Annotated in this window: 25 protein-coding genes; 18 read left to right on the top strand and 7 right to left on the bottom strand. The window is 67.9% G+C overall.

Translation table 11 applies throughout. The features are described from left to right. Positions 1–4: 4 nt before the first annotated feature. Positions 5–913, top strand: coding sequence for a thioredoxin (gene trxA / locus D8S75_RS02470; protein WP_119964327.1), 909 nt, complete (start codon positions 5–7; stop codon positions 911–913). 60 nt (positions 914–973) lie between these two features. Here trxA and D8S75_RS02475 read toward each other — a convergent pair whose 3' ends face one another. Beyond that, the gene (locus D8S75_RS02475) at positions 974–1,894 is read right to left on the bottom strand and encodes a phosphoribosylaminoimidazolesuccinocarboxamide synthase (RefSeq protein ID WP_119964328.1); all 921 of its coding nucleotides are present in this window, start codon (positions 1,892–1,894) and stop codon (positions 974–976) included. Between the two features lie 342 nt (positions 1,895–2,236). Here D8S75_RS02475 and hpf point away from each other — a divergent pair, with 342 nt between their 5' ends. From hpf to hprK, 3 genes are all read left to right on the top strand, one after another. Then, a complete protein-coding gene (gene hpf, locus D8S75_RS02480; RefSeq protein WP_119964329.1) occupies positions 2,237–2,569 on the top strand; it encodes a ribosome hibernation-promoting factor, HPF/YfiA family in 333 nt (110 codons plus the stop codon). 128 nt (positions 2,570–2,697) lie between these two features. Continuing rightward, complete coding sequence (locus D8S75_RS02485; protein ID WP_119964330.1) at positions 2,698–3,165, top strand: PTS sugar transporter subunit IIA; 468 nt, start codon at positions 2,698–2,700, stop codon at positions 3,163–3,165. A 19-nt stretch (positions 3,166–3,184) separates the two neighbouring features. After that, complete coding sequence (gene hprK, locus D8S75_RS02490; protein ID WP_119964331.1) at positions 3,185–4,135, top strand: HPr(Ser) kinase/phosphatase; 951 nt, start codon at positions 3,185–3,187, stop codon at positions 4,133–4,135. A gap of 3 nt (positions 4,136–4,138) precedes the next feature. Here the strand turns inward: hprK and fur are convergent, their stop codons facing one another. Further along, positions 4,139–4,561 (bottom strand): ferric iron uptake transcriptional regulator, encoded by a 423-nt coding sequence (fur, locus tag D8S75_RS02495; RefSeq protein WP_119964332.1) that lies wholly within the window; start codon positions 4,559–4,561, stop codon positions 4,139–4,141. A 111-nt stretch (positions 4,562–4,672) separates the two neighbouring features. On the opposite strand from fur, the gene D8S75_RS02500 reads away from it, so the two are divergent. Genes D8S75_RS02500 through D8S75_RS02525 form a run of 6 tightly spaced genes read left to right on the top strand, consistent with a single transcriptional unit; the run spans position 4,673 to position 10,485 of the window. Next, positions 4,673–5,230 (top strand): outer membrane protein assembly factor BamE, encoded by a 558-nt coding sequence (locus D8S75_RS02500; protein WP_119964333.1) that lies wholly within the window; start codon positions 4,673–4,675, stop codon positions 5,228–5,230. 51 nt (positions 5,231–5,281) lie between these two features. Then, positions 5,282–6,118, top strand: a complete 837-nt coding sequence (dapB, locus tag D8S75_RS02505; protein ID WP_119964334.1) for a 4-hydroxy-tetrahydrodipicolinate reductase — start codon at positions 5,282–5,284, stop codon at positions 6,116–6,118. 10 nt (positions 6,119–6,128) lie between these two features. Beyond that, positions 6,129–6,791: a MotA/TolQ/ExbB proton channel family protein gene (locus tag D8S75_RS02510; protein WP_119964335.1), complete on the top strand. Its 663-nt coding sequence runs from the start codon at positions 6,129–6,131 to the stop codon at positions 6,789–6,791. A gap of 15 nt (positions 6,792–6,806) precedes the next feature. Next, a complete protein-coding gene (locus D8S75_RS02515; RefSeq protein ID WP_119964336.1) occupies positions 6,807–7,229 on the top strand; it encodes an ExbD/TolR family protein in 423 nt (140 codons plus the stop codon). Positions 7,230–7,289: 60 nt separating this feature from the next. Then, positions 7,290–9,983, top strand: coding sequence for a leucine--tRNA ligase (gene leuS, locus D8S75_RS02520; protein ID WP_119964337.1), 2,694 nt, complete (start codon positions 7,290–7,292; stop codon positions 9,981–9,983). Position 9,984: 1 nt separating this feature from the next. Beyond that, the gene (locus D8S75_RS02525) at positions 9,985–10,485 is read left to right on the top strand and encodes an LPS-assembly lipoprotein LptE (protein ID WP_119964338.1); all 501 of its coding nucleotides are present in this window, start codon (positions 9,985–9,987) and stop codon (positions 10,483–10,485) included. Here D8S75_RS02525 and D8S75_RS02530 read toward each other — a convergent pair. The 4 genes from D8S75_RS02530 to ocd all read right to left on the bottom strand — a co-directional run bounded on the left by D8S75_RS02530 (position 10,472) and on the right by ocd (position 14,853). Then, positions 10,472–11,626 (bottom strand): GGDEF domain-containing protein, encoded by a 1,155-nt coding sequence (locus D8S75_RS02530; protein WP_119964339.1) that lies wholly within the window; start codon positions 11,624–11,626, stop codon positions 10,472–10,474. The two genes, D8S75_RS02525 and D8S75_RS02530, sit on opposite strands and share 14 nt — an antisense overlap. Further along, positions 11,623–12,738, bottom strand: a complete 1,116-nt coding sequence (locus D8S75_RS02535) for a GGDEF domain-containing protein (RefSeq protein ID WP_119964340.1) — start codon at positions 12,736–12,738, stop codon at positions 11,623–11,625. The genes D8S75_RS02530 and D8S75_RS02535 overlap by 4 nt, the downstream gene beginning before the upstream one ends. A 100-nt stretch (positions 12,739–12,838) precedes the next feature. Continuing rightward, the gene (gene rocF / locus D8S75_RS02540; protein ID WP_119964341.1) at positions 12,839–13,777 is read right to left on the bottom strand and encodes an arginase; all 939 of its coding nucleotides are present in this window, start codon (positions 13,775–13,777) and stop codon (positions 12,839–12,841) included. Next, positions 13,774–14,853 (bottom strand): ornithine cyclodeaminase, encoded by a 1,080-nt coding sequence (gene ocd, locus D8S75_RS02545; RefSeq protein WP_119964342.1) that lies wholly within the window; start codon positions 14,851–14,853, stop codon positions 13,774–13,776. Before ocd ends, rocF begins: the two co-directional genes overlap by 4 nt. Positions 14,854–15,020: 167 nt before the next feature. On the opposite strand from ocd, the gene holA reads away from it, so the two are divergent. After that, positions 15,021–16,076, top strand: a complete 1,056-nt coding sequence (gene holA, locus D8S75_RS02550) for a DNA polymerase III subunit delta (protein WP_119964343.1) — start codon at positions 15,021–15,023, stop codon at positions 16,074–16,076. Between the two features lie 75 nt (positions 16,077–16,151). Here the strand turns inward: holA and D8S75_RS02555 are convergent, their stop codons facing one another. Beyond that, positions 16,152–16,436: a hypothetical protein gene (locus D8S75_RS02555; protein WP_119964344.1), complete on the bottom strand. Its 285-nt coding sequence runs from the start codon at positions 16,434–16,436 to the stop codon at positions 16,152–16,154. A 67-nt stretch (positions 16,437–16,503) separates the two neighbouring features. Here D8S75_RS02555 and D8S75_RS02560 point away from each other — a divergent pair, with 67 nt between their 5' ends. The 7 genes from D8S75_RS02560 (at position 16,504) to gshB (ending at position 26,521) form a co-directional block, all read left to right on the top strand. After that, entirely contained in the window at positions 16,504–17,784 is a 1,281-nt protein-coding gene (locus tag D8S75_RS02560; RefSeq protein WP_119964345.1) for a glutamate-5-semialdehyde dehydrogenase, read from the top strand. 60 nt (positions 17,785–17,844) lie between these two features. Then, a complete protein-coding gene (gene trkA, locus D8S75_RS02565) occupies positions 17,845–19,299 on the top strand; it encodes a Trk system potassium transporter TrkA (RefSeq protein WP_119964346.1) in 1,455 nt (484 codons plus the stop codon). A 19-nt stretch (positions 19,300–19,318) separates the two neighbouring features. Then, a complete protein-coding gene (locus D8S75_RS02570; RefSeq protein WP_119964347.1) occupies positions 19,319–20,785 on the top strand; it encodes a TrkH family potassium uptake protein in 1,467 nt (488 codons plus the stop codon). A 63-nt stretch (positions 20,786–20,848) separates the two neighbouring features. Then, complete coding sequence (gshA, locus tag D8S75_RS02575) at positions 20,849–22,144, top strand: glutamate--cysteine ligase (protein ID WP_119964348.1); 1,296 nt, start codon at positions 20,849–20,851, stop codon at positions 22,142–22,144. 174 nt (positions 22,145–22,318) lie between these two features. Then, positions 22,319–24,187: a potassium transporter Kup gene (locus D8S75_RS02580; protein ID WP_119964349.1), complete on the top strand. Its 1,869-nt coding sequence runs from the start codon at positions 22,319–22,321 to the stop codon at positions 24,185–24,187. Positions 24,188–24,329: 142 nt separating this feature from the next. Beyond that, entirely contained in the window at positions 24,330–25,520 is a 1,191-nt protein-coding gene (locus D8S75_RS02585) for a benzoate/H(+) symporter BenE family transporter (RefSeq protein ID WP_119964350.1), read from the top strand. A 44-nt stretch (positions 25,521–25,564) separates the two neighbouring features. Then, positions 25,565–26,521 carry a glutathione synthase gene (gene gshB / locus D8S75_RS02590; RefSeq protein WP_119964351.1) on the top strand — a complete coding sequence of 319 codons (957 nt, stop codon included), beginning with the start codon at positions 25,565–25,567 and terminating at the stop codon, positions 26,519–26,521. Positions 26,522–26,718 lie beyond the last annotated feature (197 nt).

A 26,718-nucleotide genomic window follows, 5' to 3' on the forward strand; every position in this document is an offset into this window, starting at 1 on the left:
CCACATGATCGACATCACCATAGAAAACTTTGAAGCCGAGGTCATCGCCGCCTCGATGGACGTGCCCGTGCTGGTGGACTTCTGGGCGCCCTGGTGCGGCCCGTGCAAGTCGCTCGGACCGGTGCTGGAAAAGCTCGAAACCGAATACGCCGGCCGCTTCAAGCTGGCCAAGATCGACTCCGACCAGGAGCAGCAGCTCGCCGCCATGTTCGGCATCCGCAGCATCCCCACCTGCGTGCTGCTGATGAACGGCCAGCCCGTGGACGGCTTCACCGGCGCCCTGCCCGAGGGCCAGGTGCGCCAGTTTCTCGACAAGCATGTGCCCAGCGCCGAGGAGGCTCAGGCCGAGGCCGAGGAAGAACTGGCGCAGGATGCCCTGGCCGAGGGCGATACCGACACCGCGCTGGAAAAGCTCCAGCACGCCGTCGCCACCGACCCGGCCAACGACGACGCGCGCTTCGACTACGTCAAGCTGCTGCTGCAACTGGGCCGCGAGGACGACGCCAAGATCGCTTTCGCCCCGGTGATCGCCAAGGCCGCCGGTTCGCGCAAGCTGGGCGCGCTCAAGGCCTGGATAGATGCTCTTGATTTCGTAGCTAGTGGCGCTCATGCAGAGGGCGCTGGAGCCGCATTTGATGCAAAAATTGCCGCCAACAAGCGCGATTTCGAAGCCCGCTTCGGCCGCGCCCGCTGGCTCATGGCGCAGCAGCGCTGGCAGGAGGCCATGGACGAGCTGCTGGAGATCCTCATGCGCGACAAGGCCTGGAACGACGAGGCCGCGCGCAAGACCTTCGTGGCCATTCTGGAAGTCATCGAGCCGCCCAAGGTGAAGGTGGCCGACGGCCAGATTCCGCCCGAGGACCCGCTGGTGGCCACCTACCGCCGGCGTCTCAGTTCGGTGGTGCTGAGCTGAGGGCGGCTTCGCCCAACAAAAAAGGCCCCTCGGGGCCTTTTTTGTTGGGAGGGTGGGCGTTCAGCCCGTCAGGCGCTCCAGCGCCTCGCGGTACTTGGCGGCGGTCTTCTCGATCACGTCCTGCGGCAGGCGCGGTGCGGGCGCCGTCTTGTCCCAGGGCTTGCCGCCCACCTTGGCCTGCTCCAGCCAGTCGCGCACGAACTGCTTGTCGTAGCTCGGTGGGTTCTCTCCCCGGGCCAGCGCGTCGGCATAGCCCTCCACGGGCCAGTAGCGCGAGCTGTCGGGCGTGAGCACCTCGTCCATCAGCACCAGGGTGCCGTCGGGCGCCAGGCCGAACTCGAACTTGGTGTCGGCGATGATCATGCCCTTGGTGAGCGCGATCTCGGCGGCCGCCTGGTAGATGGCGATGCTGAGGTCACGGATACGCGTGGCCAGGTCGAGGCCGATCATTTCCACCGTGCGCTCGAAGGTGATGTTCTCGTCATGCTCGCCCACGGCGGCCTTGGCGGCCGGGGTGTAAATGGGCGCGGGCAGCTTGGCGGCGTTCGTCAGGCCGGCGGGCAGGGGTACGCCGCAGACCGACTGGCTCTCCTGGTATTCCTTCCAGCCGCTGCCGGCCAGGTAGCCGCGCACCACGGCTTCCACCGGGATGGGCTGGAGGCGCTGCACCAGCATGGAGCGGCCGCGCACCTGCGCCGCCTCCTCGGGGCTCACCACGCTCTCGGGCGGCTCGCCCGTGAGGTGGTTGGGGCAAATATGGCCCAGCTTGTCGAACCAGAACAGCGCCATTTTTGTCAGCAGCTCGCCCTTGCCGGGGATGGGTTCACCCATGATCACGTCGAAGGCCGAGAGGCGGTCGCTGGCCACCATCAGGATGCGGTCATCGCCCACGGCGTAGTTGTCACGCACTTTGCCGCGCGCCAGCAGCGGCAGCGAGGTGAGGGCAGAGGTGTGCAGGGCGGGGGAGCTGGGCTGGGTCATGGTGGGTCGGTCAATGGACGGGCGGCGCGCACGGCCGCGGCGGAGCGGGCTGGAGATGCAGGGAGGAGAAACCACCCCCGCTGCAGGCTGATTTTACGCGCCGCTGCGGGAGGTCTGGCCGGGGGAGCAGGGGCATGGCAAGGCATGCAACCCGTCCATTGTGCGCCCTTTTTCCGGGCTTGGCACCCGGGGCGGCATAACCCGCCGCAGGGGGCGGAATGCGATTGCTTTTGCCGCGGTGCGGGCGCATAGTGAAACCACGGCAACGGACACAACCCCCCGGTTGCCGGGCCGCTCTCTCGAAGTGCGGCGTTTCTTCCATCGAGTTACAGGAGACTTTTTATGAACCTGACGATCAGCGGTCACCACCTCGAAGTTACCCCCGCCTTGCGCAATTACGTCACGTCCAAGCTGGACCGGATCACCCGGCATTTTGACCAGGTGGTCGACGTCAAGGTGCTGCTGACGGTTGAAAAGCAGAAGGAAAAGGAGAAGAGACAACGCGCGGAATGCAATATCCACGTCAAGGGAAGTGACCTGTTCGCCGAAAGCTCCCATGCGGACCTGTACGCCGCCGTCGATGAACTGGTCGACAAGATGGACCGCCAGGTGGTGCGCCACAAGGACCGTGTCCAGAACCACCACTCCGACGTGCGCCGTCGTCTGGTGGCGTGACCACGGTTCCTTCCCTGCCGGGCCTGGGTGCCCGGCCCCAGAGCCGCCCACCGGGGCGGTTTTTTGTGCCTTGTGTACATTTTGTTAGGGTTTGTGCCAAGCCGTGCATAATTGCCCACTGAACCGCCATGAACCGCCTTTCTTCCATCCTGCCCGCAGCCCAAGTGCTCGTGAGCGTCGACGCCACCAGCAAGAAACGTGCTTTCGAAGAGGCCGGCCTGCTGTTCGAGAGCCTGCACGGCCTGTCCCGCGCGCTCATCACCGACAGTCTGTTCGCCCGTGAGCGCCTGGGCTCCACCGGACTGGGCCATGGCGTGGCCATTCCGCACGGACGCATCAAGGGGCTCAAGTCGCCGATGGCGGCTGTGTTCCAGCTGGCGCACCCGATCGGCTTCGACGCGCCCGACGAGCAGCCCGTGGGGCTGCTGATCTTCCTGCTGGTGCCCGAGGCGGCCACGCAAAAGCACCTGGAGATCCTGTCCGAGATCGCCGAGCTGCTGAGCGATGGCATCCTGCGCGAGAAGATCAAGGCCAGCACCAGCGCCGCCGAACTGCACGCCATGATCGCCGGCTGGCAGTCCACCCAGGCCGCCTGACGCCGCACGCCGCCGCGCCGTGAAGCCCAATGTCGTCAGCGCCGATGTCCTGTTCGAGGAATTCCGCTCGCACCTGAAATGGGAGTGGGTGGCGGGCCTGGGGGCGTCCGAGCGCCGCTTCGACGAGGTCGCCGTGCGGTCGGCGCGCTCTGGCGCCGACCTCGTGGGCTATCTCAACTACATCCACCCCTACCGGGCGCAGATCCTGGGCGAACGCGAGATCGCCTATTTGACCAATGCCACGCCCGAGGACTGCAAGCGCCGCATCTCGCGCATCGTGACGCTGGAGCCGCCGGTGCTGATCCTGGCCGACGACCAGGTCGCGCCCGATGCGCTGCTGTCCATGTGCGAACGCGCCCAGATTCCGATGTTCGCCACGCGCGAATCCTCGGCCTTCGTGATCGATGTGCTGCGCGCCTACCTGTCCAAGCACTTCGCCGATCGCATGACGATGCATGGTGTCTTCATGGACATCCTGGGGCTGGGCGTGCTGATCACCGGCGAATCGGGCCTGGGCAAGAGCGAGCTGGGGCTGGAACTGATCTCGCGCGGGCAGGGCTTGGTCGCCGATGACGCGGTGGACCTTTTCCGGATCAACCAGACCACCATCGAGGGCAAGTGCCCCGATCTGCTGCAGAACCTGCTGGAGGTGCGCGGCATCGGCTTGCTCGATATCCGCGCCATCTTTGGCGAAACGGCGGTGCGGCGCAAGATGCGCCTGCGCCTCATCGTGCACCTGGTGCGCAAGGAAACCCTGGAGCGTGAATACGAGCGCCTGCCCTACGAACCGCTGACGCAGGACGTGCTGGGCGTGCCCGTGCTCAAGGTGGTGATCCAGGTGGTGGCCGGACGCAACATCGCCGTGCTGGTCGAGGCGGCCGTGCGCAACACCATCCTGCAGTTGCGCGGCATCGACACCTACCAGGAATTCGTCGACCGCCACCGCCGCGCCATGGAGCAGGGCTCCTAGGGCCTACTTCTTGGGGCGGGCGCACTGGGCGCAATGCCCGTAGAGCGCCATCGAGTGGTCCTGCACCACCCAGCCCTTGGTCTTCGCCACGAGCTGCTGGCGCTTTTCGATCTCGGGGTCGTAGAACTCCTCGACCTTGCCGCAGACAGTGCAGACGAAATGGTCGTGGTGCTTGCCTTCGTCCAGCTCGTAAATGGCCTTCCCGCCCTCGAAGTTGCTGCGGCTCAGGATGCCGGCCTGCTCGAACTGGGTCAGCACCCGGTAGACCGTGGCCAGGCCGATGTCGGAATGCTCTTCCAGCAGGACGCGGAACACGTCCTCGGCCGTCATGTGCCGCTGCGTGCCCTTCTGGAAGATTTCGAGAATCTTCAGGCGGGGCAGCGTGGCCTTGAGACCGGTGCTCTTGAGTTCATCGATGTTCGTCATGGCAAGCTCTCTGGTGCGCCGTTCGCCCAGGGGGCGGGCTCTCTCGGGGCGGCCAAGCCCGGGAAGGCCTGCCGCTACAATGGCCCGAATCATATCCTCAAGCTTTTTCCCATGCCCGTTTTCGCCCATCGCAGCGCCCGTCTGGGCTTTGCACTGTTGATCGGTGCCGGCCTGGCCGCCTGCGGCAGCTTCGACAGCGCCAGTTCCCGCCTGGCCAGCGTCGTCACGCCCTACAAGGTGGACGTGGTGCAAGGAAATTTCGTCTCGCGCGAGCAGGTCGAGGCGCTGCAGGCCGGCATGGGCCGCCAGCAGGTGCGTGACATCCTGGGCACCCCCCTGGTGACCAGCCTGTTCCATGCCGACCGCTGGGAATACGTCTTCACGCTCAAGCGTCCTGGCGTCGAGGTGCAGACGCGCAAGCTCACGGTGTTCTTCAAGGGTGATGTGCTGGAGCGCTTCGAGGGCGACGAAATGCCCTCGGAAAGTGAATTCGTCGCCTCACTCGACTCGCGCAAGGGCAAGCGCGCTGTGCCCGTGCTGGAAGCCACGCCCGAGCAGCTCGCCAAATACCCGGGGCGCGCGCCCGCCAAGGCGGACGAGGCGGCCACGGCGCCAGTCGCACCCGCGCCCGCCCACCGCTATCCGCCGCTCGAATCCTCCAGCCGCTGAAACCGTGCGGCCTGGGCCGCGTTGGCGGGCCGCATGCACACAAGGAACGACATGACAGGGACCACCGCACCCGCCTCCTCTTCTTCCCCCTGCCGCGTGGCCGTGGCGGGCGCCTCCGGCCGCATGGGCCGCATGCTGATCGAGGCGCTGCGCGCCAGCGATGACTGCGTGCTCACCGGCGCGCTCGACATCGCCGCCAGTCCCGCCATCGGCTCCGATGCCACCGCCTTCCTGGGCGTGGCCAGCGGCGTGCCGATCACGGCCGATCTGCGCACCGGCCTGAAGAACGCCGACGTGCTGATCGACTTCACGCGCCCCGAGGGCACGCTGGCCCATCTGGCCGTGTGCGCCGAACTGGGCGTCAAGGCCGTCATCGGCACCACGGGCTTCACCGAGGCGCAGAAGGCCGAGATCGCCGCACACGCGCAGCGCACGGCCATCGTCATGGCGCCCAACATGAGCGTGGGCGTGAACGTCACGCTCAAGCTGCTGGAGATGGCCGCCAAGGCGCTGTCCACCGGCTACGACATCGAGATCATCGAGGCGCACCACCGCCACAAGGTCGATGCCCCCTCGGGCACCGCGCTCAAGATGGGCGAGGTCATCGCCGGCGCGCTGGGCCGTGACCTCAAGGATTGCGCCGTCTACGCCCGCGAGGGCGTCACCGGCGAGCGCGACCCGTCCTCCATCGGCTTCGCCACCATCCGCGGCGGCGACATCGTGGGCGACCACACCGTGCTGTTCGCCGGCACGGGCGAGCGCATCGAGGTCACGCACAAGTCGTCCAGCCGCGCCACCTACGCCCAGGGCAGCCTGCGCGCGGTGCGCTTTCTGCGCGGCCACGCCACCGGCATGTTCGACATGTTCGACGTGCTCGGCCTGAACTGACCCGCGCGCCATGGATCCGCTGCACTGGTGGCGCCAGGGTGATGCCGTCACACAGTCCACCGCGCTGCTGCTGCTGGCCATGTCGGTGGCGAGCTGGGTGGTGATCGTTTGGAAGGCCTGGGTGCTGCGCCGGGGCAGCTCCGACATGGCGCGCTGCTTGGCGGCCTTCTGGCAGGCGCAGGGTTTCCCGGCGGCGCGCCAGGCGCTGGCGGCCTTCGACCGCGAGGCCCTGGTCCTGCCCCTGGTGGTGGCGGCCGACGCGGTGGCGCATGCGCCCGCCACGGGCTCGCTGGCGCAATCGGGCAGCATGGGCCAGCAGCTCACGCGGGTGCTGCGCGATGCCCTGCATACTGTGCTCGGCAAGCTGCAGTTCGGCCAGGTGCTGCTGGCCACCGTGGGCTCCACCGCGCCCTTCGTCGGCCTGCTGGGCACGGTGTGGGGCATCTACCATGCGCTTTCGGCCATCGCTGGCGCGGGCCAGATCAGCATCGACCGCGTGGCGGGGCCCGTGGGCGAGGCGCTCGTCATGACCGCCGCCGGCCTGGCCGTGGCCATTCCGGCCGTGCTGGCCTACAACTGGTTCGGCCGCATCGTCGGCCGCATCGAGGCCGAGCTGGAAGGCTTCGCGCTCGACCTGCGCGAGCTGCTGCTCGACCAGGCTGCCGCCATCTGATTTGCAGGGGTGGCCATGGCTTTCGGACGACTCGAACGCACCAGCGGTCCCCAGCCCATCAGCGACATCAACATGACGCCGCTGGTCGACGTGATGCTGGTGCTGGTGGTCATCTTCATCCTTACCGCGCCCCTCTTGGCCAGTTCCATCCGGCTTGACCTGCCGCGCGCCGATGGCGCCGCGCCCGGCGCGCCTCCGCAGTCGCTCACGCTGGTCGTGGACAAGGCCGGCCAGGTGTTCCTGGACGATCAGCCCCTCACATTCGCCGCGCTGGCGCAGCAGCTGCAGGAAACCGCCGCCCGCCGTCCGGACACCGAGATCCAGTTGCGCGCCGATGCCGCCGTGCCCTATGGCCGCGTGGTCGAGATCATGGGCGCGGCGCATGCCGCCGGACTCCAGCGCATCGGCTTCGTGGCCGAGCCGGCAGCGGCGCGCTGAGCGCCTAAAATCCGGGCAGCGCAGCGGTTTGCGGCTGCTTTCACCTTTTTTCGGGCATCCATGCAAGACAAATACCAACACACCGAGGTCGAGCGCGCCGCGCAGGCCCACTGGACGGCCAACGACGCCTACCGCGTGACCGAGGACGCTGGCAAGAAGAAGTTCTACGCCTGCTCCATGCTGCCCTACCCCAGCGGCAAGCTGCACATGGGCCATGTGCGCAACTACACCATCAACGACATGCTCACGCGCCAGCTGCGCATGAGCGGCTACAACGTGCTCATGCCCATGGGCTGGGACGCCTTCGGCCTGCCCGCCGAAAACGCCGCGCTGAAGAACGGCGTGCCGCCCGCCCAGTGGACCTACGAGAACATCGCCTACATGAAGAAGCAGATGCAGGCGATGGGGCTGGCCATCGACTGGAGCCGCGAGGTCGCCACCTGCGACCCCGACTATTACCACTGGAACCAGTGGCTGTTCCTCAAGATGCTGGAGAAGGGCACCGCCTACCGCAAGACCCAGGTCGTGAACTGGGACCCGGTGGACCAGACCGTGCTGGCGAACGAGCAGGTGATCGATGGCAAGGGTTGGCGCACCGGCGCCGTGGTGGAGAAGCGCGAGATCCCCGGCTACTACCTCAAGATCTCCGACTACGCCCAGGAGCTGCTCGACCATGTGCAGATCGGCAACGACAAGGCCACGCTGACCGGCTGGCCCGACAAGGTGCGGCTGATGCAGGAAAACTGGATCGGCAAGAGCGAGGGCGTGCGCTTCGCCTTCACGCATGACATCCGGGGCGAGGACGGCTCGCTGATCCAGGACGGCCGCATGTATGTGTTCACCACGCGCGCCGACACCATCATGGGCGTGACCTTCTGCGCCGTGGCGCCCGAACATCCGCTGGCCACGCACGCTGCGCGCGGCAACGCGCAGCTCGCCGCCTTCATCGAGGAATGCAAGACCGGCGGCACCACCGAGGCCGAACTGGCCACGCAGGAAAAGAAGGGCGTGCGCACGGGCCTGACGGTCACGCACCCGCTCACCGGCCTGCCCGTCGAGGTGTGGGTGGGCAACTATGTGCTCATGTCCTACGGCGACGGCGCCGTGATGGGCGTGCCTGCGCACGATGAGCGCGACTTCGCCTTCGCGCTCAAGTACGGCATCGAGATCAAGCAGGTGGTGCTGGTCGATGGCGAAACCTTCAACTACCACCAGTGGCAGGACTGGTACGCCGACAAGCAGCGCGGCGTGACGGTCAACTCCGACAGCTTCAGCGGCCTGTCCTACCGCGACGCCGTCACCGCCGTGGCGCATGCGCTGGGCGAAAAGGGCCTGGGCGAGAAAAAGACCACCTGGCGCCTGCGCGACTGGGGCATCTCGCGCCAGCGCTACTGGGGCACGCCGATCCCGATCATCCACTGCCCGGACTGCGGCCCGCAGCCCGTGCCCGAGAAGGACCTGCCCGTGGTGCTGCCGCAGGATCTGGTGCCCGACGGCTCGGGCAACCCGCTGGTGAAGAGCGAGGCCTTCCACGCCGGCGTGGTCTGCCCTTGCTGCGGCAAGGCGGCGCGCCGCGAGACCGACACCATGGACACCTTCGTGGACAGCTCGTGGTACTTCATGCGCTACTGCGACCCGAAGAACAGCGAGGCCATGGTGGCCGGCGGCGCCGACTACTGGATGCCCATGGACCAGTACATCGGCGGCATCGAGCACGCCATCCTGCACCTGCTGTACGCCCGTTTCTGGACCAAGGTCATGCGCGACCTGGGGCTGGTCAAGGTCGATGAGCCCTTCACCAAGCTGCTCACGCAGGGCATGGTGCTCAACCACATCTACTCGCGCAAGGGCGAGAAGGGTGGCAAGGAATACTTCTGGCCGCACGACATCGAGCATGTGCTCGACGAGGGTGGCAAGGTCATCGGCGCCCGGCTGAAGAACGCCGTGGGCGACCTGCCCGTGGGCACGGTCATCGACTACGAGGGCGTGGGCACCATGTCCAAGTCCAAGAACAACGGCGTCGATCCGCAGGACCTGATCGAGAAATACGGCGCCGACACCGCGCGCCTGTACACCATGTTCACCGCGCCGCCCGAGGCCACGCTGGAGTGGAACGACGCGGCCGTGGAGGGCAGCTACCGCTTCCTGCGCCGCGTGTGGAACTTCGGTGTCAAGCTGTCTGCTATGGATAGCGTAGCTGCCAACGCAAGCGTGGCGGGTGCTGCAAGCCTGAATGATGTGGAATTCGGCAAGGAGGCCAAGGCCTTGCGCCTGGAGATCCACACCGTGCTCAAGCAGGTGGACTACGACTACCAGCGCATGCAGTACAACACCGTGGTGTCGGGCGCCATGAAGATGATCAACGCGCTCGAAGACTTCAAGGCGCTGGAGTCCGCCGGCGCCCAGGTGGCGCTGATCGAAGGCTTCGGCATCCTGCTGCGCTGCCTGTACCCGGCCACGCCGCACATCACGCACGCGCTCTGGAGCGAGCTGGGCTACGCCGCCCACCTGGGCGACCTGCTCGACGCACCCTGGCCCCAGGTCGACCCGGACGCCCTGGTGCAGGACGAGATCGAACTCATGCTGCAGGTCAACGGCAAGCTGCGCGGCTCCATCCAGGTGCCCGCAACGGCCGAGAAGGCCGAGATCGAGCGCATCGCCCTGGCCAGCGAGGCCTTCACGGCGCACTCGGGCGGCGCCCATCCGAAGCGCGTGGTCGTGGTGCCCGGCCGGCTGGTCAACGTCGTCGTCTGACATGGACCGGCGCGCCCTGTTGACCTTCGCGCCCGCCGCCCTGCTGGCAGGCTGCGGCTTTCGCCTGCGGGGCGTGCCCGAGTTCGCGTTCAAGGCACTCTACATCGCCGCGCCGCCCGGTTCTCCGCTGGCGCGGGAACTGCAGCGCACGCTGGAGGGGGCGGGCGGCGCGCTGCGCGTGCTGCGTGACGCGCAGGCACTGCCCACGGCGGACGCGGTGTTCGAGCTGCTGTCCGAGCAGCACGAGCGCGCGGTGGTGGGGCTCAATGCCTCGGGCCAGGTGCGCGAACTGCAGCTGCGGCTGCGCGTGCGCTTCAAGCTGCGCACGCCCCAGGGCGACGAGCTGATTCCCGACACCGAGCTGCTGCAGATGCGCGATATCAGCTACAGCGAAACCATCGCCCTGGCCAAGGAGGCCGAGGAAAACCTGCTGATGCGCAACATGCAGACCGACATCGTGCAGCAGCTCATGCGCCGCCTCGCGGCCGTCAAGCCGCGCTGAGCGCGGCGGCCGGCTCCACGCGATCACGCCCCGCCTGCTTGGCGCGGTAGAGGGCGTCGTCGGCCTGGCGCAGCGTGTGCTCGAACGTGGCCACGCTGCCCTGCGCCAGACCCGCGCTCAAGGTGGCGCCGGGCAGGGGGCCGCCCTGCCGGAACCGCGCGCACAGCCGCTCCAGCGCCTGGTGCAGGGGCGCGGCCTGCTCCGGCCCCAGGGCGACGATGACGAACTCCTCGCCCCCCAGCCGTGCGGTGCGGCACATGGGCGACTCGGCCTCCTGCAGCAGCGTGGCCAGGTGCCGTATCACCTGGTCCCCCAGGGCGTGGCCGTGGTGGTCGTTGATCCGCTTGAAATGGTCCAGGTCCACCATGCCCAGGGCCATGGGCAGGTCCGGTGCCTGCCGTTCGATCCATTGCCGCAGCCCCAGGCGGTTGAGCAGACCGCTGAGCGGATCGTGCTCGCGCTGGTGGTCCACCAGGGCCATGAGGTCGCCCGAGAGCACCAGCATGAGGCCGACCACGCAGCCGATCAGCGCCATGCCTCCGGCGAGCACCGAGCCCGCGTTCACCGGCGTGAAGCTCACCGAGCTTTCCACCTGGCCCAGGGCCGCGAGCACGCCGCGCGCCACCATCAGGCAGGCGAACACCACGCCGAACAGGGTCAGCAGCCGCATGCCCACGCGGTAGGGCGCTCGGGTCTCGCTCCACGCGGTGTGCGCCAGCTTCAGGGCGATGGCGGCCATCAGCGGCGACAGCAGGCCGATGCGCCAGCGCGCATCGGGCGCCACCACGCCGAACCACAGCGTGATGCCCACCCCGGCCAGGCCGCAGGCCGCCAGCGCGCGCCAAGGTGGCTGGCGCGCCCGCAGCCGCGTGGTGCCACCGAGGAGCAGCGCCAGGCCGGCCATGATCATCAGCACGGCCGTGACCATGCCCACCGTGGGTGGCAGCCAGGCCTGCAGCATGTTCAGTGCGAACCCGCTGGAGGCCAGCAGCACCCCCAGGGCCGCGTGCCGCATGCCGGGCAGCCGGCCGCCCAGGGCATGGTGGGTGATCGACAGCACCAGCGCCAGCAGCCCGGCCGAAAGCGACAGGGTCAGGCCCAGGCCCCTGGGGTCGAAGTATGTCCACAGCGCGCTGCTCATGGCGTGCCTCGCAATGCCGCGGCCAGCTCCACGCGGTTGCGGCCGTTCTGCTTGGCCTGGTACAGCGCGGCGTCGGCCTGGGACCAGAGCATGGCGAAATCCGCCGCTCCGGTGGCCAGTGCGACCCCCAGGCTGGCGGTGATGGGGTGCCCGCAGCGCTGCGGCGCCAGGCGCTCCAGTTCGGCGCGCAGGCGCTCGGCCACGGCCTGGGCCGCGCCGGCCGGCATGTCGTGCAGCAGCACGGCGAACTCTTCGCCGCCCATGCGCACCGCCAGGTCGCCCGCGCGCAGATGGCGTTGCAGCACCTCGCCCACGAAGGACAGCACCTGGTCGCCGGCCGCATGGCCATGGGTGTCGTTGACGTGCTTGAAATGGTCGATGTCCGCCGCCACCAGCGCCCAGCCCGCCAGGGAGGGGGGCAGCCGCGAGGCCAGGGCGTGCCGGTTGAGCAGCCCGGTCAGCGGATCGCGCTGCGCCTCGGAACGCAGGGTATCGATCAGCAACAACTGGTGGATCAGCAGCATGCCCGTCTGGATGGCGATCAGGGCCATGGCGCCCGCCAGATAGACCGCCATGCTCAAAGGCTTGTCCGCGCCGCTCAGGGACGGCGGTCCGCCCTGCCATGCCAGCGCCGTTCGCGCCAGCACCATGCCACCCAGCAGCAAGGCCGACGCGCCCACGAACGCCAGTCCGATGCGGGCGCCCGCCTTGCGCAGCGGCCAGAGCGCCGCCAGCAGGCAGCCCAGGAGCCACACCGTCACCAGGGAAAAGACCGCGGCGCGGTGCGGCAGGCTGGGCCACCATGCGCCCCACCAGAGCGCGGCGGCCATCAGGCACAGCATGGGAACGAGCCACAGCAGCGGCCGGGGTGGGCGCCCGGTCAGGCGGTGGGTGCCGTCGATCAGCAGGCCCACGCCCCACGCCATGAGCGGGTTGCCAATGGCCAGCGCGACCGTCGCGGGCAGGAGCCCCTGGGAGACGTTCAGCAGCGCTCCGCCCGTAGCCAGCACCGAGCCCAGGGCCCACCAGCGCAGCGCATCGCCATGGCGCGAGCGTTGCGCGAGCCAGCCAGCCAGGGCGGCCAGCGTCAGGGAGGCCAAGAAGGCCGCCATCGTGATGGCGCGTGGTTCCGGCAAACCCTCTCCCTCCCCGTGCAGGTGCAATCCGGCCAGTATAGGAGCGGACAGCGGCCCACAACCGCCGCCAGCGGGGTTATCGGCGCATCAGCGTGCTCTTGCCAAAGAGTGATTCCACCAGATCGACGGCCAGCAGCGCCGTCTTGTTGCGCACATCGAGCGCGGGGTTGAGTTCGACGATGTCGAGCGAGGCCAGGCAGCCGCTGTCGGCGATCATCTCCATGCACAGCTGCGCCTCGCGGTAGGTTGGGCCGCCGGGCACGGTGGTGCCCACGCCGGGCGCGATGTCGGGGTCGAGGAAGTCCACGTCGAAGCTCACGTGCAGGTGGGTGTGCTCGTCCAGGCCGCTGAGTGCCTGCAGCATGGTCTGGCGCATGCCCACCTCGTCGATGAAGCGCATGTCGAACACCTCCAGCCCCTGCTCGTGCACGAAGCGCTTCTCGCCCGCGTCCACGCTGCGGATGCCGATCTGGCGGATCTGGTCGGGCCGCAGCGCCGGGGCGCCGCCGGGCATGCCGGCGAGCCGTGTAAGCGCCTCGGGACCGAAGCCGCACAGGCAGGCCACCGGCATGCCGTGCACGTTGCCGCTGGGCGTGAGCGCACTGGTGTTGAAGTCAGCATGTGCGTCCAGCCACAGCACGCGCAGCTTGCGTCCGGTGTCCGCGCAATGGCGCGCCACGGCGCTGATGCTGCCCAGGCCCAGGCTGTGGTCCCCGCCCAGCAGCACGGGCAGGCGTTGCTGGCGCAGCTCGTCCCGCACGGCGCCGAACACGGCGCGGTTCCATTCCACCACCTGGGGCAGGTGGCGGTAGCCGTCCATGGGCGGCAGCCAGGGATTGGCCGGGCCGGCGAGGTTGCCCCGGTCCGCCACCTCCAGCCCCCGGCCTTCGAGCGCCGCCTGCAGCCCGGCCACGCGCAGGGCCTCGGGGCCCATGGAGGCGCCGCGCGCGCCCGCGCCGATGTCGGTGGGGGCGCCGATCAGGCTGATGGCGGGGGCGGGGCGGTTTGGGTTCATGCGGCTTGCGGCTCCGGTTGCAGGGCGGTGCGGGCCTGGGGCGCGGGGGCGTGCAGCAGGCCGAACAGGTCCTTGGGGTCGTTCATCTGCGGCACCAGGTCGATGGGCGTACCCAGGTGCGGGTATTGTTGCAGCAGCGCGTGCAGCGTGCGCAGGGCGGAGAAATCCTCCAGCGCGAAGCCCACGGAGTCGAACACCGTCACCTCCTGTGCCGTGCGGCGGCCCGGTGCCTGGCCGGCCAGGATGCGGTGGAACTCGGTCACGGCGAAGTCGGCCGGCATTTGCTGGATCTCGCCCTCGATGCGCGACTGCGGCTCGAACTCCACCACCACGCGCGCGTCGGGGCGGCGCAGGATGTCGGCATGCAGCTCGGTCTTGCCCGGGCAGTCGCCGCCCACGGCGTTGAGGTGCATGCCGGGCTCGATCATCTCGGGCCGCAGGATGGTGGCGTTGCGCTTGTCCGCCGTGGCCGTGGTCACGATGTCGCAGCCGCGCACGGCCTCCTGCACGCTGGTGCAGCGCTCGATGTGCAGGTCCGGCAGCGCCAAGCGTGCCAGGTTGCGCTCCAGCTTGAGGCAGGCGCCGGGGTCGGTGTCGAACAGGCGCAGCGCGCGGATGCCCTGCAGATGGTAGAAGGCCAGCGCCTGGAACTCGCTCTGCGCGCCGTTGCCGATCAGCGCCATGCGGCGGCTGTCGGGCCGCGCCAGGTGGCGCGCGGCCAGCACCGACATGGCGGCGGTGCGCAGCGCGGTGGTCAGCGTCAGCTCGGACACCAGCAGCGGGTAGCCTGTGTCCACATCGGCCAGCACGCCGAAGGCGGTGACGGTGAGCAACCCCTCGGCCGTGTTCTTGGGGTGGCCGTTCACGTATTTGAAGCAGTACAGCCGCCCGTCGCTCGTGGGCATGAGTTCGATCACGCCCACGGGCGAATGGATGGCGTGCCGCGCCGACTTGTCGAACTGCTCCCAGCGGCGGTAGTCGCTGTCCATGGCGTCCACCAGTTGCCGCAGGAAGCGGTCCAGCCCCACCTGCCGCACCAGTTCGCGCACGCTGTTCACGCCGAGGTAATTCACCATGACCATCTCCTTGACTTGTGTTCTGGGAAGAATTCTCCGCAGGGGTGCAGCCAAAGAAAAGTGAGAAGCCTGCGCAATTTATGCAGCTTGCAAATCAAATTGCTAATGAAAAATGGCGATATGCGCAATACGCAGCCGAGAGCAGGCGCGGCGATACACTGCCGGGCATGCAAGTCGCCCTGGCCCAACTCTCTTCGCAGCTGCAGCGCGGCCTTGCGCCGCTGTACGTGCTGCACGGCGACGAGCCTCTGCTGCAGCAGGAGGCGGCCGACGCCATCCGCGCCGCGGCGCGCGCCCAGGGCTACACCGAGCGCAGCAGCTTCACCGTGGCGGGGGCGCATTTCGACTGGAGCGCGGTGCTGGCGGCGGGCGGCAGCTTGAGCCTGTTTGCCGACCGGCAGATCGTCGAGATCCGCATCCCCTCGGGCAAGCCCGGCAAGGACGGCAGCGTGGCGCTGCAGCAGCTGGCGGAGGCCGCGCGCGGCAACGACAGCACGCTCACGCTGGTGCAGCTGCCGCGCCTGGACAAGGCCACCAAGACCGGCGGCTGGTTCACCGCGCTCGACGGCGCGGGCCTGTCAGTGCAGATCGACCCCGTCGAGCGCGCCCAGCTCCCGCAGTGGATCGCCCAGCGCCTGGCCGCGCAGGGCCAGCGCGTGGCGGCGGGCGAGGAGGGGCAGCGCACGCTGCAGTTCTTCGCCGATCGGGTGGAGGGCAACCTGCTGGCCGCGCACCAGGAAATCCAGAAGCTCGGCCTGCTGCACCCGCCGGGCGAGCTGTCGTGGGCGCAGGTCGAAGCGGCCGTGCTCAACGTGGCGCGCTACGACGTGTTCAAACTCTCCGAGGCCGTGCTCGGTGGTCAGGTGCTGCGCGTGCAGCGCATGCTCGACGGCCTGGAGGCCGAGGGCGAGGCCGCCGTGCTGGTGCACTGGGCGCTGGCCGAGGACATCCGCGCCTTGAAGCGCGTGAAGGACGCCATGAACGCCGGCAAGCCCCTGCCCATGGCGCTGCGCGAAAACCGTGTCTGGGGCGTGAAGGAGCGGCTGTACGAGCGCATCCTGCCGCGCGCCAACGACGCGCAGCTCGCGCGCCTGCTGCAGGCGGCGCACCAGGTGGACGGCATCGTCAAGGGCCTCAAGCTCCCCGACTGGCCGGCCCAGCCCTGGCAGGCCTTGCAGCGCCTGGCGCTCCAGCTCGCGCGGCTGGGCATGGCGGCGCGCTGAAGTCGCGGGAAATCAAGCAAAAAGTGCTGCTGACACCCGTGGAATAAGCGCTGACAGCTATTATTTTTGAAGCAATCAGGCGCCAGGCAGCACGCCGCGCGCCTTGTCCATCCAGGTTTGCAGGTTGTCCAGCAGGTCCTTGCGGCTGAACGAGCAGCTTTCCTCGGTGAACAGCGCGCTGGATTCCAGCCGGTCGATCAGGTTCAGCAGCACCTCGCCGTAGCGTGGTGGCAGGGCGGCCAGCAGGGCTTGCTGGGCGCGTGCCGCATCGCCCAGGGCGGTGGCGCTCAGCTCGCCCCGGCCGTGGGCCGCAAGGGCGGACTGCAGGGCGGCGAGCTGGGTGGCGGGGTGTTCTGTCATGTCGGGTCTCCTGGCGGGATTACAGCCTGGGCCGCCGTCTTGTGTGCAACTGCGGCAAAATCCCCCCATGAACGCGCTCAACGTGGCTGAAACCACGCACACCCTCGGTTTACAGGCAAAAACGGCCTCGGCCCTGATGGCCAAAGCGCCAGCAGCTATCAAAAACAAAGCGCTGCGGGCGCTGGCGCGCCTGCTGCGCGAGCAGACCGCGGCGCTGCAGGTGGACAACGCGCGCGACTTGGAGCGCGCCCGCGCCGCCGGGCTGGCCGAGCCCATGGTGGACCGGCTCAAGCTCAGCCCCCAGGTGCTGGAGACCTGCGCCCAGGGCTGCGAGCAGCTCGCCGCCATGCCCGACGTGATCGGCGAGATCATCGGCCTGCAGCAGCAGCCCAGCGGCATCCGCGTGGGGCGCATGCGCGTGCCCATCGGCGTGTTCGGCATGATCTTCGAGAGCCGCCCGAACGTGACCATCGAGGCCGCCAGCCTGTCCATCAAGAGCGGTAACGCCTGTATCCTGCGCGGCGGTTCCGAGGCCATCGACTCCAACAAGGCGCTCGCCCAGCTGGTGCAGCAGGCGCTGGAGGAAGCCGGCCTGCCGCGCGAGGCCGTGCAACTGGTGCAGACCACCGACCGCGCCGCCGTGGGCCACCTGATCGCCATGCCCGAGTACGTGGACGTGATCATCCCGCGCGGCGGCAAGGGCCTGATCGAGCGCATCAGCCGCGAGGCCAAGGTGCCCGTCATCAAGCACCTGGACGGTAACTGCCACACCTACGTGGACGACCCCTGCGACCTGGAACTGGCGCTCAAGGTCACCGAGAACGCCAAGACACAGAAGTACAGCCCCTGCAACGCCACCGAAAGTCTGTTGGTGGCGCGCGGCGTGGCGGGCGCTTTCCTGCCGCGCATGGGCGCGGTGTTCGCGGCCAAGGGCGTGGAAATGCGGGCGTGCCCCGAAAGCAAGTCCTTGCTGGCCGCAGTGCCGGGCGCGAAAGTGCAGGACGCCACGGAACAGGATTGGAGTGAGGAATACCTCGCGCCCATCATCAGCGTCAAGGTGGTGGCGGGGCTGGACGAGGCCATCGCCCACATCAACCGCTATTCCAGCCACCACACCGAGGCCATCCTCACCACGAACCATGTGCACGCCCAGCGCTTCCTGCGCGAGGTGGATTCGAGCAGCGTGATGGTCAACGCCAGCACGCGCTTCGCCGACGGCTTCGAGTACGGCCTGGGCGCCGAGATCGGCATCAGCACCGACAAATTCCACGCACGCGGTCCGGTGGGCATCGAGGGCCTGACCTCGCTCAAGTGGGTGGTGCTGGGCGAGGGCGAGGTTCGGGGGTGATTTGCTCCTGATTGAATAGCTACCAGCGCGCTCCAGCATTGTGATGGAGGCCTATTTGGCATGAAAATCATTGTTCTCGGAGCGGGCCGCGTCGGCCAGAGCGTGGCCGACAGCCTGGTGTCGGAGCACAACGACATCACCGTCATCGACACCGATGCCGCGCGCCTGCGCGATCTGGAGGCGCGTTACGACCTGCGCGGCGTCGTCGGCAACGGCATCGAGCCGGCCGTGCTCGCCGAGGCCGGCGCGCAGGACACCGACCTGCTCATCGCTTGCGCCGCGCAGGACGAAACCAACCTGGTGTGCTGCAAGGTGGCGCAGCGCCTGTTCAACATTCCGACGCGCATCGCGCGCGTGCGTTCCTCGGGCTTCCAGGACGAGGAACTGCTCGTGGGGCCGGAGGGTTTCGCGGTGGACCGCATCATCTGCCCCGAGGAATCGCTCACGCGCTACATCGGCAAGCTCATCGAGCACCCCGAGGCCATGCAGGTGCGCCATTTCGCGGGCGGCCGCGCCTGCCTGGTGGCGGTGCGCGCGCGCGCCGGGGCCCTGCTGGTGAACCATTCCATCGGCGAGCTGCGCGACCTGCTGCCCGCTGTGGCGATGCGGCTGGTGGCCATCTACCGGCGCTTCCAGGAGGAGCCCGACCGCTTCGTGCCCTGCGATGGCCAGACGCGGGTGGAGCCGGGCGACGAGGTGTTCGTGCTGGCCGCCAGCGAGCACATCTCGGAGGTGCTTTCGGCCCTGCACCGGCGCGGCGCGCAGCCGGTGCGGCCCGTGCGCCGCATCATGATCGCGGGCGGCGGCCGCGTGGGCCTGCGGCTGGCGCGCCAGCTCGGCCAGGACAGCGGGCGCTTTCACCTCAAGGTGATCGAGGACGATGGCCAGCGCTGCGTGGAGCTGGCCTCCATCCTGCCGCCCGAGGTGCTGGTGCTGCATGGCGACACCACCGACGAGGACCTGCTGGCGGGGGAGAGCATCGAGGAGGTGGACCTTTTCCTCGCGCTCACCGACGATGACGAGGACAACATCATGTCCTGCCTGCTGGCCAAGCGCATGGGCGCGCGCCGCGTGCTCGCGCTGATCAACCGGCGCAGCTATGCCGACCTGATGCACGGCACGCAGATCGATATCGCCCTCTCGCCCGCGCAGGCCATGCTGGGCGAGCTGCTGGCCTATGTGCGCCGGGGCGACGTGCAGGCCGTGCACAGCCTGCGCCGGGGCGTGGCCGAGGCGCTGGAGATCGTGGCCCGGGGCGACCGCAAGAGTTCGCGCGTGGTCGGCCGCAAGGTGGGCGAACTGCACCTGCCGGCCGAGGTGCACATGGGGCTGATCGTGCGCGGCATCCCCTGCGAGGGCGAGGAGGCCGGCGCCGAGCCGCGCGAGCCCGAGGTCATCATTCCGCGTGGCTCCACGGTGATCGAGAGCGGCGACCATGTCGTGTTCTTCCTGCCGCACAAGCGGCTGGTGCGCGACGTGGAAAAGCTGTTCCGCGTCAGCGCCACCTTCTTCTGATGGCGCCCCGAGAGTCCCCATGACGGACATGTTCCCTGTTCTGCGCGTGCTGGGCATCCTGCTGATGGTGTTTGCGCTCGCCATGGGGCTGCCGCTGGCGGTGTCGTGGCTCCAGGGCGATGGGGTCTGGTGGGTCTACCCGCTGTCCATGGGGGCCACGCTGGGCGTGGGCGTGCTGCTCTGGTGGAGCCTGCGCCGGCACGACCGCGAGCTGCAGCCGCGCCATGGCGTGATGCTGGTCACGCTGGTGTGGGTGCTGCTGCCGCTGTTCGCCGCGCTGCCGCTGCTGCTGGCCCTGCGCCAGGCCGGGCAGCACCTGTCCTTCACGCACGCCTATTTCGAGGCGGTGTCGGGGCTCACGACCACGGGCTCGTCGGTGATCCACGGGCTGGATGCGCTGCCGGTGTCGGTGAATGTGTGGCGCACCTTCCTGCAGTGGGTGGGGGGCATGGGCATCCTGATCCTGGCCGTGGCGGTGCTGCCGCTGCTGGGCGTGGGCGGCAGCCAGCTCTTCAAGGCCGAGGCGGCGGGGCCGGTCAAGGACGCCAAGCTCACCCCGCGCATGACCGAGACGGCCAAGGGCCTGTGGGGCGTCTATGCGCTGCTCTCGGCGGGCTGCGCGCTGGCCTACTGGCTTGGCGGCATGGAGCCGCTCGACGCCGTCATGCACATGTTCACCACCGTCAGCCTGGGCGGGTTGTCGTCGCACGACGCGAGCTTCGGGCATTTCCAGTCGCCGCTGCTGGAGGCCATCGCCGTGCTGTTCATGCTGGTGGCCAGTTGCAACTTCGCCCTGTATTTCGTGGCGCTGCGCAAGGGCCAATGGGGCGGGTTCTGGCGCGATCCGGAGTCGCGCGCCACGCTCGGGGCGCTGGTGGGTGGTGGCCTGTTCGTTTCGCTGCTGCTCTGGCTCAAGGGGGTGTACGCGCCGCTCGACGCGCTGCGCCACGGCATGTTCAACGTGGTCTCGGTGGCCACGACCACGGGGTTTGCCACCGTGGACTACCTGGGCTGGCCGGTGTTCGCGCCCCTGTTCATGCTGCTGCTCTCCGGGGTGGCCACCAGCGCCGGATCGACCGGCTGCGGCATCAAGATGGTGCGCATGCTGATCCTGGTGAAGCAGGCCCGGCGCGAAATGACGCGCCTGGTGCACCCGCACGCGGTGCAGCCGGTGCGCCTGGGCGACGCCGTGGTGGACAACCGCGTGATCTTCTCCGTGCTGGCCTTCATGCTGGTCTATGGCGGCACGGTCATCGGGCTGAGCATGGTGCTGTTGCTGACCGACCTCGACCCCGTGACCGCGTTCTCGGCCGTGCTGGCCAGCGTCAACTGCATGGGGCCGGGGCTGGGCCAGGTGGGTCCGGTGTCCAACTATGCGGTGCTCACCGACTTCCAGCTCTGGGTCTGCACCCTGGCCATGCTGCTGGGGCGGCTGGAGATGCTCAGTTTCATGGCGCTGCTGACGCCGGCCTTCTGGCGGCGCTGAAAAGTCGGGGGAGGGGCCCGCGCAACTCCCTACAATTGGCCGCAACCGTCCACCAAGGCAGCCATGGTTCCGCACCTCATCACGGCCCTGACAGGCCCCATCAACGAGCTTGAACAGCGCATCATCGACTCCATGCCGGCCACCGAGCGCTGGTTCCGGCTGGAGTGGATGGAGCACACGCCGCCGTTCTACACCTCGGTGGATATCCGCAACGCCGGCTTCAAGCTCGCGCCGGTCGATACCAACCTTTTCCCCGGCGGCTGGAACAACCTCACGCCCGAGATGCTGCCGCTGGCCGTGCAGGCGGCCATGGCGGCGATCGAGAAGATCTGCCCCGAGGCGCGCAACCTGCTCATCATTCCCGAGAACCACACGCGCAACAGCTACTACCTGAGCAACCTGGTGCAGCTGCAGCGCATCTTCAACATGGCCGGGCTGAACGTGCGCGTGGGCTCCATCAGCGCCGAGGTGAAGAAGAACACCGTGGTTGAACTGCCCGGGGGCGAGACCATCACCCTGGAGCCGGTGGTGCGCACGCGCGGGCGCATCGGGCTGAAGAATTTCGACCCCTGCACCATCCTGCTCAACAACGACCTGTCGGCCGGCGCGCCTGGCATCCTGGAAGACCTGCACGAGCAGTACCTGCTGCCGCCGCTGCACGCGGGCTGGACGGTGCGCCGCAAGAGCAACCATTTCCGCAGCTACGAGGAAGTGTCCAAGCGCTTTGGCAAGCTGCTGGGCATCGATCCCTGGCTCATCAACCCCCTGTTCGGCAAGTGCGGGGAGGTCGATTTCTCGCAGGACGTGGGGCTGGAATGCGTGCAGACCAGCGTGGACGCCTTGCTGGCCAAGATCCGCCGCAAGTACAAGGAATACGGCATCCACGAAAAACCCTTCGTGGTCGTCAAGGCGGACAACGGCACCTATGGCATGGGCATCATGACGGTGCACGACGCCAAGGAGCTGCAGGAACTGGGCCGCAAGACGCGCAACAAGATGGCCGTCGTCAAGGACGGCCAGCCCGTGCACGATGTCATCGTCCAGGAGGGCGTGCTCACGCAGGAGCGCATGCACGACGCGGTGGCCGAGCCCGTCGTCTACATGATGGACCGCTATGTGGTGGGCGGCTTCTACCGCATCCACGCCGACCGGGGCGTGGACGAGAACCTCAATGCGCCGGGCTCCGGCTTCGTGCCGCTGGCCTTCGACCACAGCAACCACCTGCCGCAGCTGGGCGCCCGCCCCGGGGCCAGCGCGCCCAACCGCTTCTATATGTATGGCGTGATCGCACGCCTGGCCATGCTGGCCGCCAGCTACGAGCTGGAAGCCACCAACCCCGACGCCGAAACCTACGATTGAGGCCGTGTCCGGGCCGGGCGCGGGGCCGAGTTGCTGCGATGCAACAAAATGTAGGTTTCCGGGCACACCCGATGCCGGCCCGCTTGGCCGGCGCCGCGCGGCAGGCGCAGAATACGCACTCCCAAGACCATGAACCCCGTGGGCGGGCGCAGGCCTGTCCGGCAGGGGATAACAGTGCAAACCTCCAAATCTTCGCTCGCGGCGCTCACGCTGGGCGCCATCGGTGTTGTCTACGGTGATATCGGCACGAGCGTGCTGTATGCGGTCAAGGAGGTGTTCGGCTCGGGCCATGTGCCGTTCACCCAGGCCAATATCTACGGCATCCTCTCCATCCTGTTCTGGACCCTGACGGTCATCGTCTCGCTCAAGTACGTGGTGCTTGTCTTGCGCGCCGACAACAATGGCGAGGGTGGACTCATCGCCATGCTGGCGCTGGCCTCGCAGGCGGTGAAGGACAAGCCCCGGCTGCGCACGCTGCTGCTGGGCGTGGGCATTTTCGGCACGTCGCTGTTCTATGGCGATGGTGTCATCACGCCGGCCATCTCGGTGCTGTCGGCGGTCGAGGGCCTGGAGGTGGTCTCGCCCCATTTCAAGAGCTACGTGATTCCGCTCACGCTGTTCGTGCTGTTCTGCCTGTTCGCGGTGCAAAAGCGCGGCACGGGCGGCATCGGGCGCTTTTTCGGGCCCATCACCCTGGTCTGGTTCCTCGGCATCGCCGTGCTGGGCGTGAGCCACATCGTGGGCCACCCCGAGATCCTGGGCGCGATGAGTCCGCACCATGCGCTGGGCTTCATGTGGCACCACCCGGGCACGAGCTTCGTCATCCTGGGCGCCGTCGTCCTGTGCGTGACCGGCGCCGAGGCGCTGTATGCCGATCTGGGACATTTCGGCAAGAAGCCCATCCGCCTGGCCTGGTTCAGCGTGGCCATGCCGGCGCTCACGCTCAACTATTTCGGCCAGGGCGCACTGCTGCTGGCCGAACCCGAGGCCGTCAAGAACCCCTTCTTCATGATGGCGCCCGACTGGGCGCTGCTGCCGCTGGTGGGGCTGGCCACCATGGCCACGGTGATCGCCTCACAGGCGCTGATCACGGGCGCCTTCAGCGTGACCAAGCAGGTGATCCAGCTCGGCTACCTGCCGCGCCTGAACATCGAGCACACCAGCGTGCGCGACACGGGCCAGATCTACATTCCGTTCGTGAACTGGAGCCTGTTCGTCGCCATCGTGCTGGCCGTGGTGATGTTCCGCTCCAGCAGCAACCTCGCGGCGGCCTATGGCATCGCGGTGACGCTGGACATGCTCATCACCACCACGCTCACCTTCTTCGTGATCCGCTACAGCTGGCGCTACCCGCTGGCGTTGTGCGTGGCGGCCACCGGCTGGTTCTTCGTGGTGGATCTGGCCTTCTTCGGCTCGAATCTGCTCAAGCTGTTCCAGGGCGGCTGGTTCCCGCTGATGATCGGCGGCGCTGTCTTCACGCTGATGATGACCTGGAAGCATGGCCGGGAACTGTTGAACCAGAAACTGCGCGCGGACGCCATCGATTTGCAGGATTTCCTCACGGCCGTGTTCGTGAGCCCGCCCACGCGCGTCGAGGGCACGGCCGTGTTTCTCACGGCGGAGCCGGGCGCGGTGCCCAATGCCCTGCTGCACAACCTCAAGCACAACAAGGTGCTGCACCAGCAGAACCTTTTCGTGACCGTGCGCAACCACGAGGTGCCGTGGATCGGCCTGGAGCGGCGCCTGCAGGTCGAGTCGCTGGGACACGACTGCTGGCAGGTGGTGATCCACTATGGGTTCAAGAACGACCCCGATGTGCCGCGCGCCCTGGAACTGCTGCGCGGGCGGGGCTGCGACATGGAGCCCATGACCACGAGTTACTTCCTCTCGCGCGATACCGTCATTCCCAGCATCGGCAGCGGCATGGCGCCGTGGCGCGAGAAGCTGTTCGCCCAGATGCACCACAACGCCAGCGCGGCGGCGGACTTTCTGCATCTGCCGAACAATGCCGTGGTGGAGTTGGGGTCGAAGATCGAGATCTGAGCGGCGCAGGGCACTGGATTTCAGGCGTTTTTGGCCTTTGGGCCAATACAGGAAAGCGCCGTAAGCTACTGATTTGGTAGCGTCTTGGCGTGCCTGTCGCGTGCGCGGCCGAGGCGTGCGGACGAGATGCCAGAATCCGCCCATGCAGTTTTTCAAAGACCTGAGCCTTTCCGCCTTCACGGCCGGTTTCGTGGCCGTGCTGGTGGGCTTCACCAGTTCGGTGGCCATCGTGTTCCAGGCGGCGCAGGCCTTCCAGGCCACGCCGGCGCAGATCACCTCCTGGATGTGGGCCCTGGGCTTGGGCATGGGCTTGTGCTCGTTGCTGCCCTCGCTGTGGTTGCGCAAGCCGGTCATGGTGGCCTGGTCCACGCCGGGCGCGGCGGTGCTGGCCACGGCGGGCTTGGCTGGGGGCTTCAGCATGGCCGAGGCCGTGGGCGCCTTCATGGTCTGCGCGGCGCTCATCACCGTGGCGGGCGTCACGGGTTGGTTCGAGCGCATCATGGGCCGCATTCCGATGGAAATCGCCTCGGCCCTGCTGGCGGGCGTGCTGGCGCGCTTCGGCCTGCAGGCGTTCGCCGCCGCCCAGACCGCGCTGCCCCTGGTGCTGCTGATGCTGGGCTGCTATCTGGTGGCGCGCCGCTTCCTGCCGCGCTACGCCGTGGTGTGCACGCTGGCCGCCGCCATTGTGTATGTGGCCCTGCGCGGGCAGATGGCCTGGTCGGCCGTGGCCTTCGAGCTGGCGATGCCGCAGTTCACCATGCCGCAGTTCACCTGGAGCGCCCTGGTGAGCCTGGCGCTGCCGCTGTTCGTGGTCACCATGGCCTCGCAGAACCTGCCCGGCGTGGCGGTGATGCGGGCCACGGGGTACCAGATGCCGGTGTCCGGGCTCATCACCATCACGGGCCTGGCCACCCTGGTGCTGGCGCCCTTCGGCGCCTTCGCGCTCAACTTCAGCGCCATCACCGCCGCCATCTGCATGGGGCCCGAAGCCCATGAGAACCCCGAGCGCCGCTACACGGCGGCGGTGTCCTGCGGCGCGATCTATGTGGTCATCGGCGTTTTCGGCGCCGTGGTCACGGGCCTGCTCACGGCCTTCCCCAAGGAATTGGTCGTCGCCATCGCCGGGCTGGCGCTGCTGGGCACCATCGGCAACGGCCTGTCGGTGGCGCTGCGCGACGAAGGCCACCGCGAGGCGGCCTTGATCACCTTCCTCGTCACGCTCAGCGGCGTGGTGATCGCGGGCGTGGGCTCGGCCTTCTGGGGCGTGGTGGCCGGCAGCCTGGCGCTGTTTGTGCAACAGTACGCCAAGCGTCCCGCCGCGCAGCGGCCCTGAGGCACTTCGGCCCCGGGCATTCTTCTCTATATAGAGCACACACCATGCAATTGCTGTTCATCGCCGACCCGCTGGAATCCTTCAAGACCTACAAGGACACCACTTTCGCCATGATGCGCGAGGCACAGCGGCGCGGTCACACGATCGCCGCCTGCCAGCCCCAGGACGTGATGTGGGAGCGCGGCGGCCCCGTGCGGGCCCATGTGCGCGATATCGTGCTCACGGGCCATACCGACGGCTGGTTCAACGTGCGCCAGGAACGCGCCGTGGCGCTGGCGGACTTCGACGCTGTGCTCATGCGCAAGGATCCGCCGTTCGACAGCGAGTATTTCTATGCCACGCACCTGCTGGAGCAGGCGGAGCGTGACGGTGCCCGGGTGTTCAACAAGCCCCGGGCCTTGCGCGACCATCCGGAAAAGCTCGCGATCATGGAGTTTCCGCAGTTCATTGGCCCCACGCTGGTCACGCGCGACGCGCGCGACATCCAGCGCTTCCATGCCGAGCACCGCGACATCATCCTCAAGCCGCTCGACGGCATGGGCGGCATGGGCATCTTCCGCGTCGGCCCCGACGGCATGAACCTGGGCAGCATCACCGAAACCTTGAACCGGGGCGGCGCCCAAAGCCTGATGGTGCAGAAGTTCCTGCCGGAGATCGCCGAGGGCGACAAGCGCGTGCTCATCATCGGCGGCAAGCCCGTGCCTTACTGTCTGGCACGCATTCCGCAAGGATCTGAAGTGCGCGGCAACCTCGCGGCGGGCGGCAAGGGCGTGGCCCGTCCATTGTCCGAGCGCGACCTGGAAATCGCCAATGCCCTGGGCCCTATCCTGCAAAGCCGGGGCCTGCTGCTGGCCGGGGTGGATGTGATCGGTGACTGTGTCACCGAGATCAATGTCACCAGCCCCACCTGCTTCCAGGAAATCCAGCAGCAGACGGGCTGCGACGTGGCGGCCCTGTTTGTCGATGCTCTGGAATCGGCGGTGAATGCAGCGATTGTTTGAAGTCTTTTGCTTTGTCTTCAAAACCTGTGCTATAGTCGAGGGCTTCGCTGCACAGAGGTTCTTTGGAAAGTTTGTGCCAAGCCTTGGTTGGGGGTTGAAGAGCCTGGCTGAGTGGGTTGAGAAAGGCGAAGCAAAAAATCTTCGGGTTTTGCGTAGATCGGGTAGAAATTCGGTATACAATGCAAGGCTTCGCTGAG

The organism is Simplicispira lacusdiani, from assembly GCF_003604195.1.
GTDB lineage: Bacteria > Pseudomonadota > Gammaproteobacteria > Burkholderiales > Burkholderiaceae_C > Simplicispira > Simplicispira lacusdiani.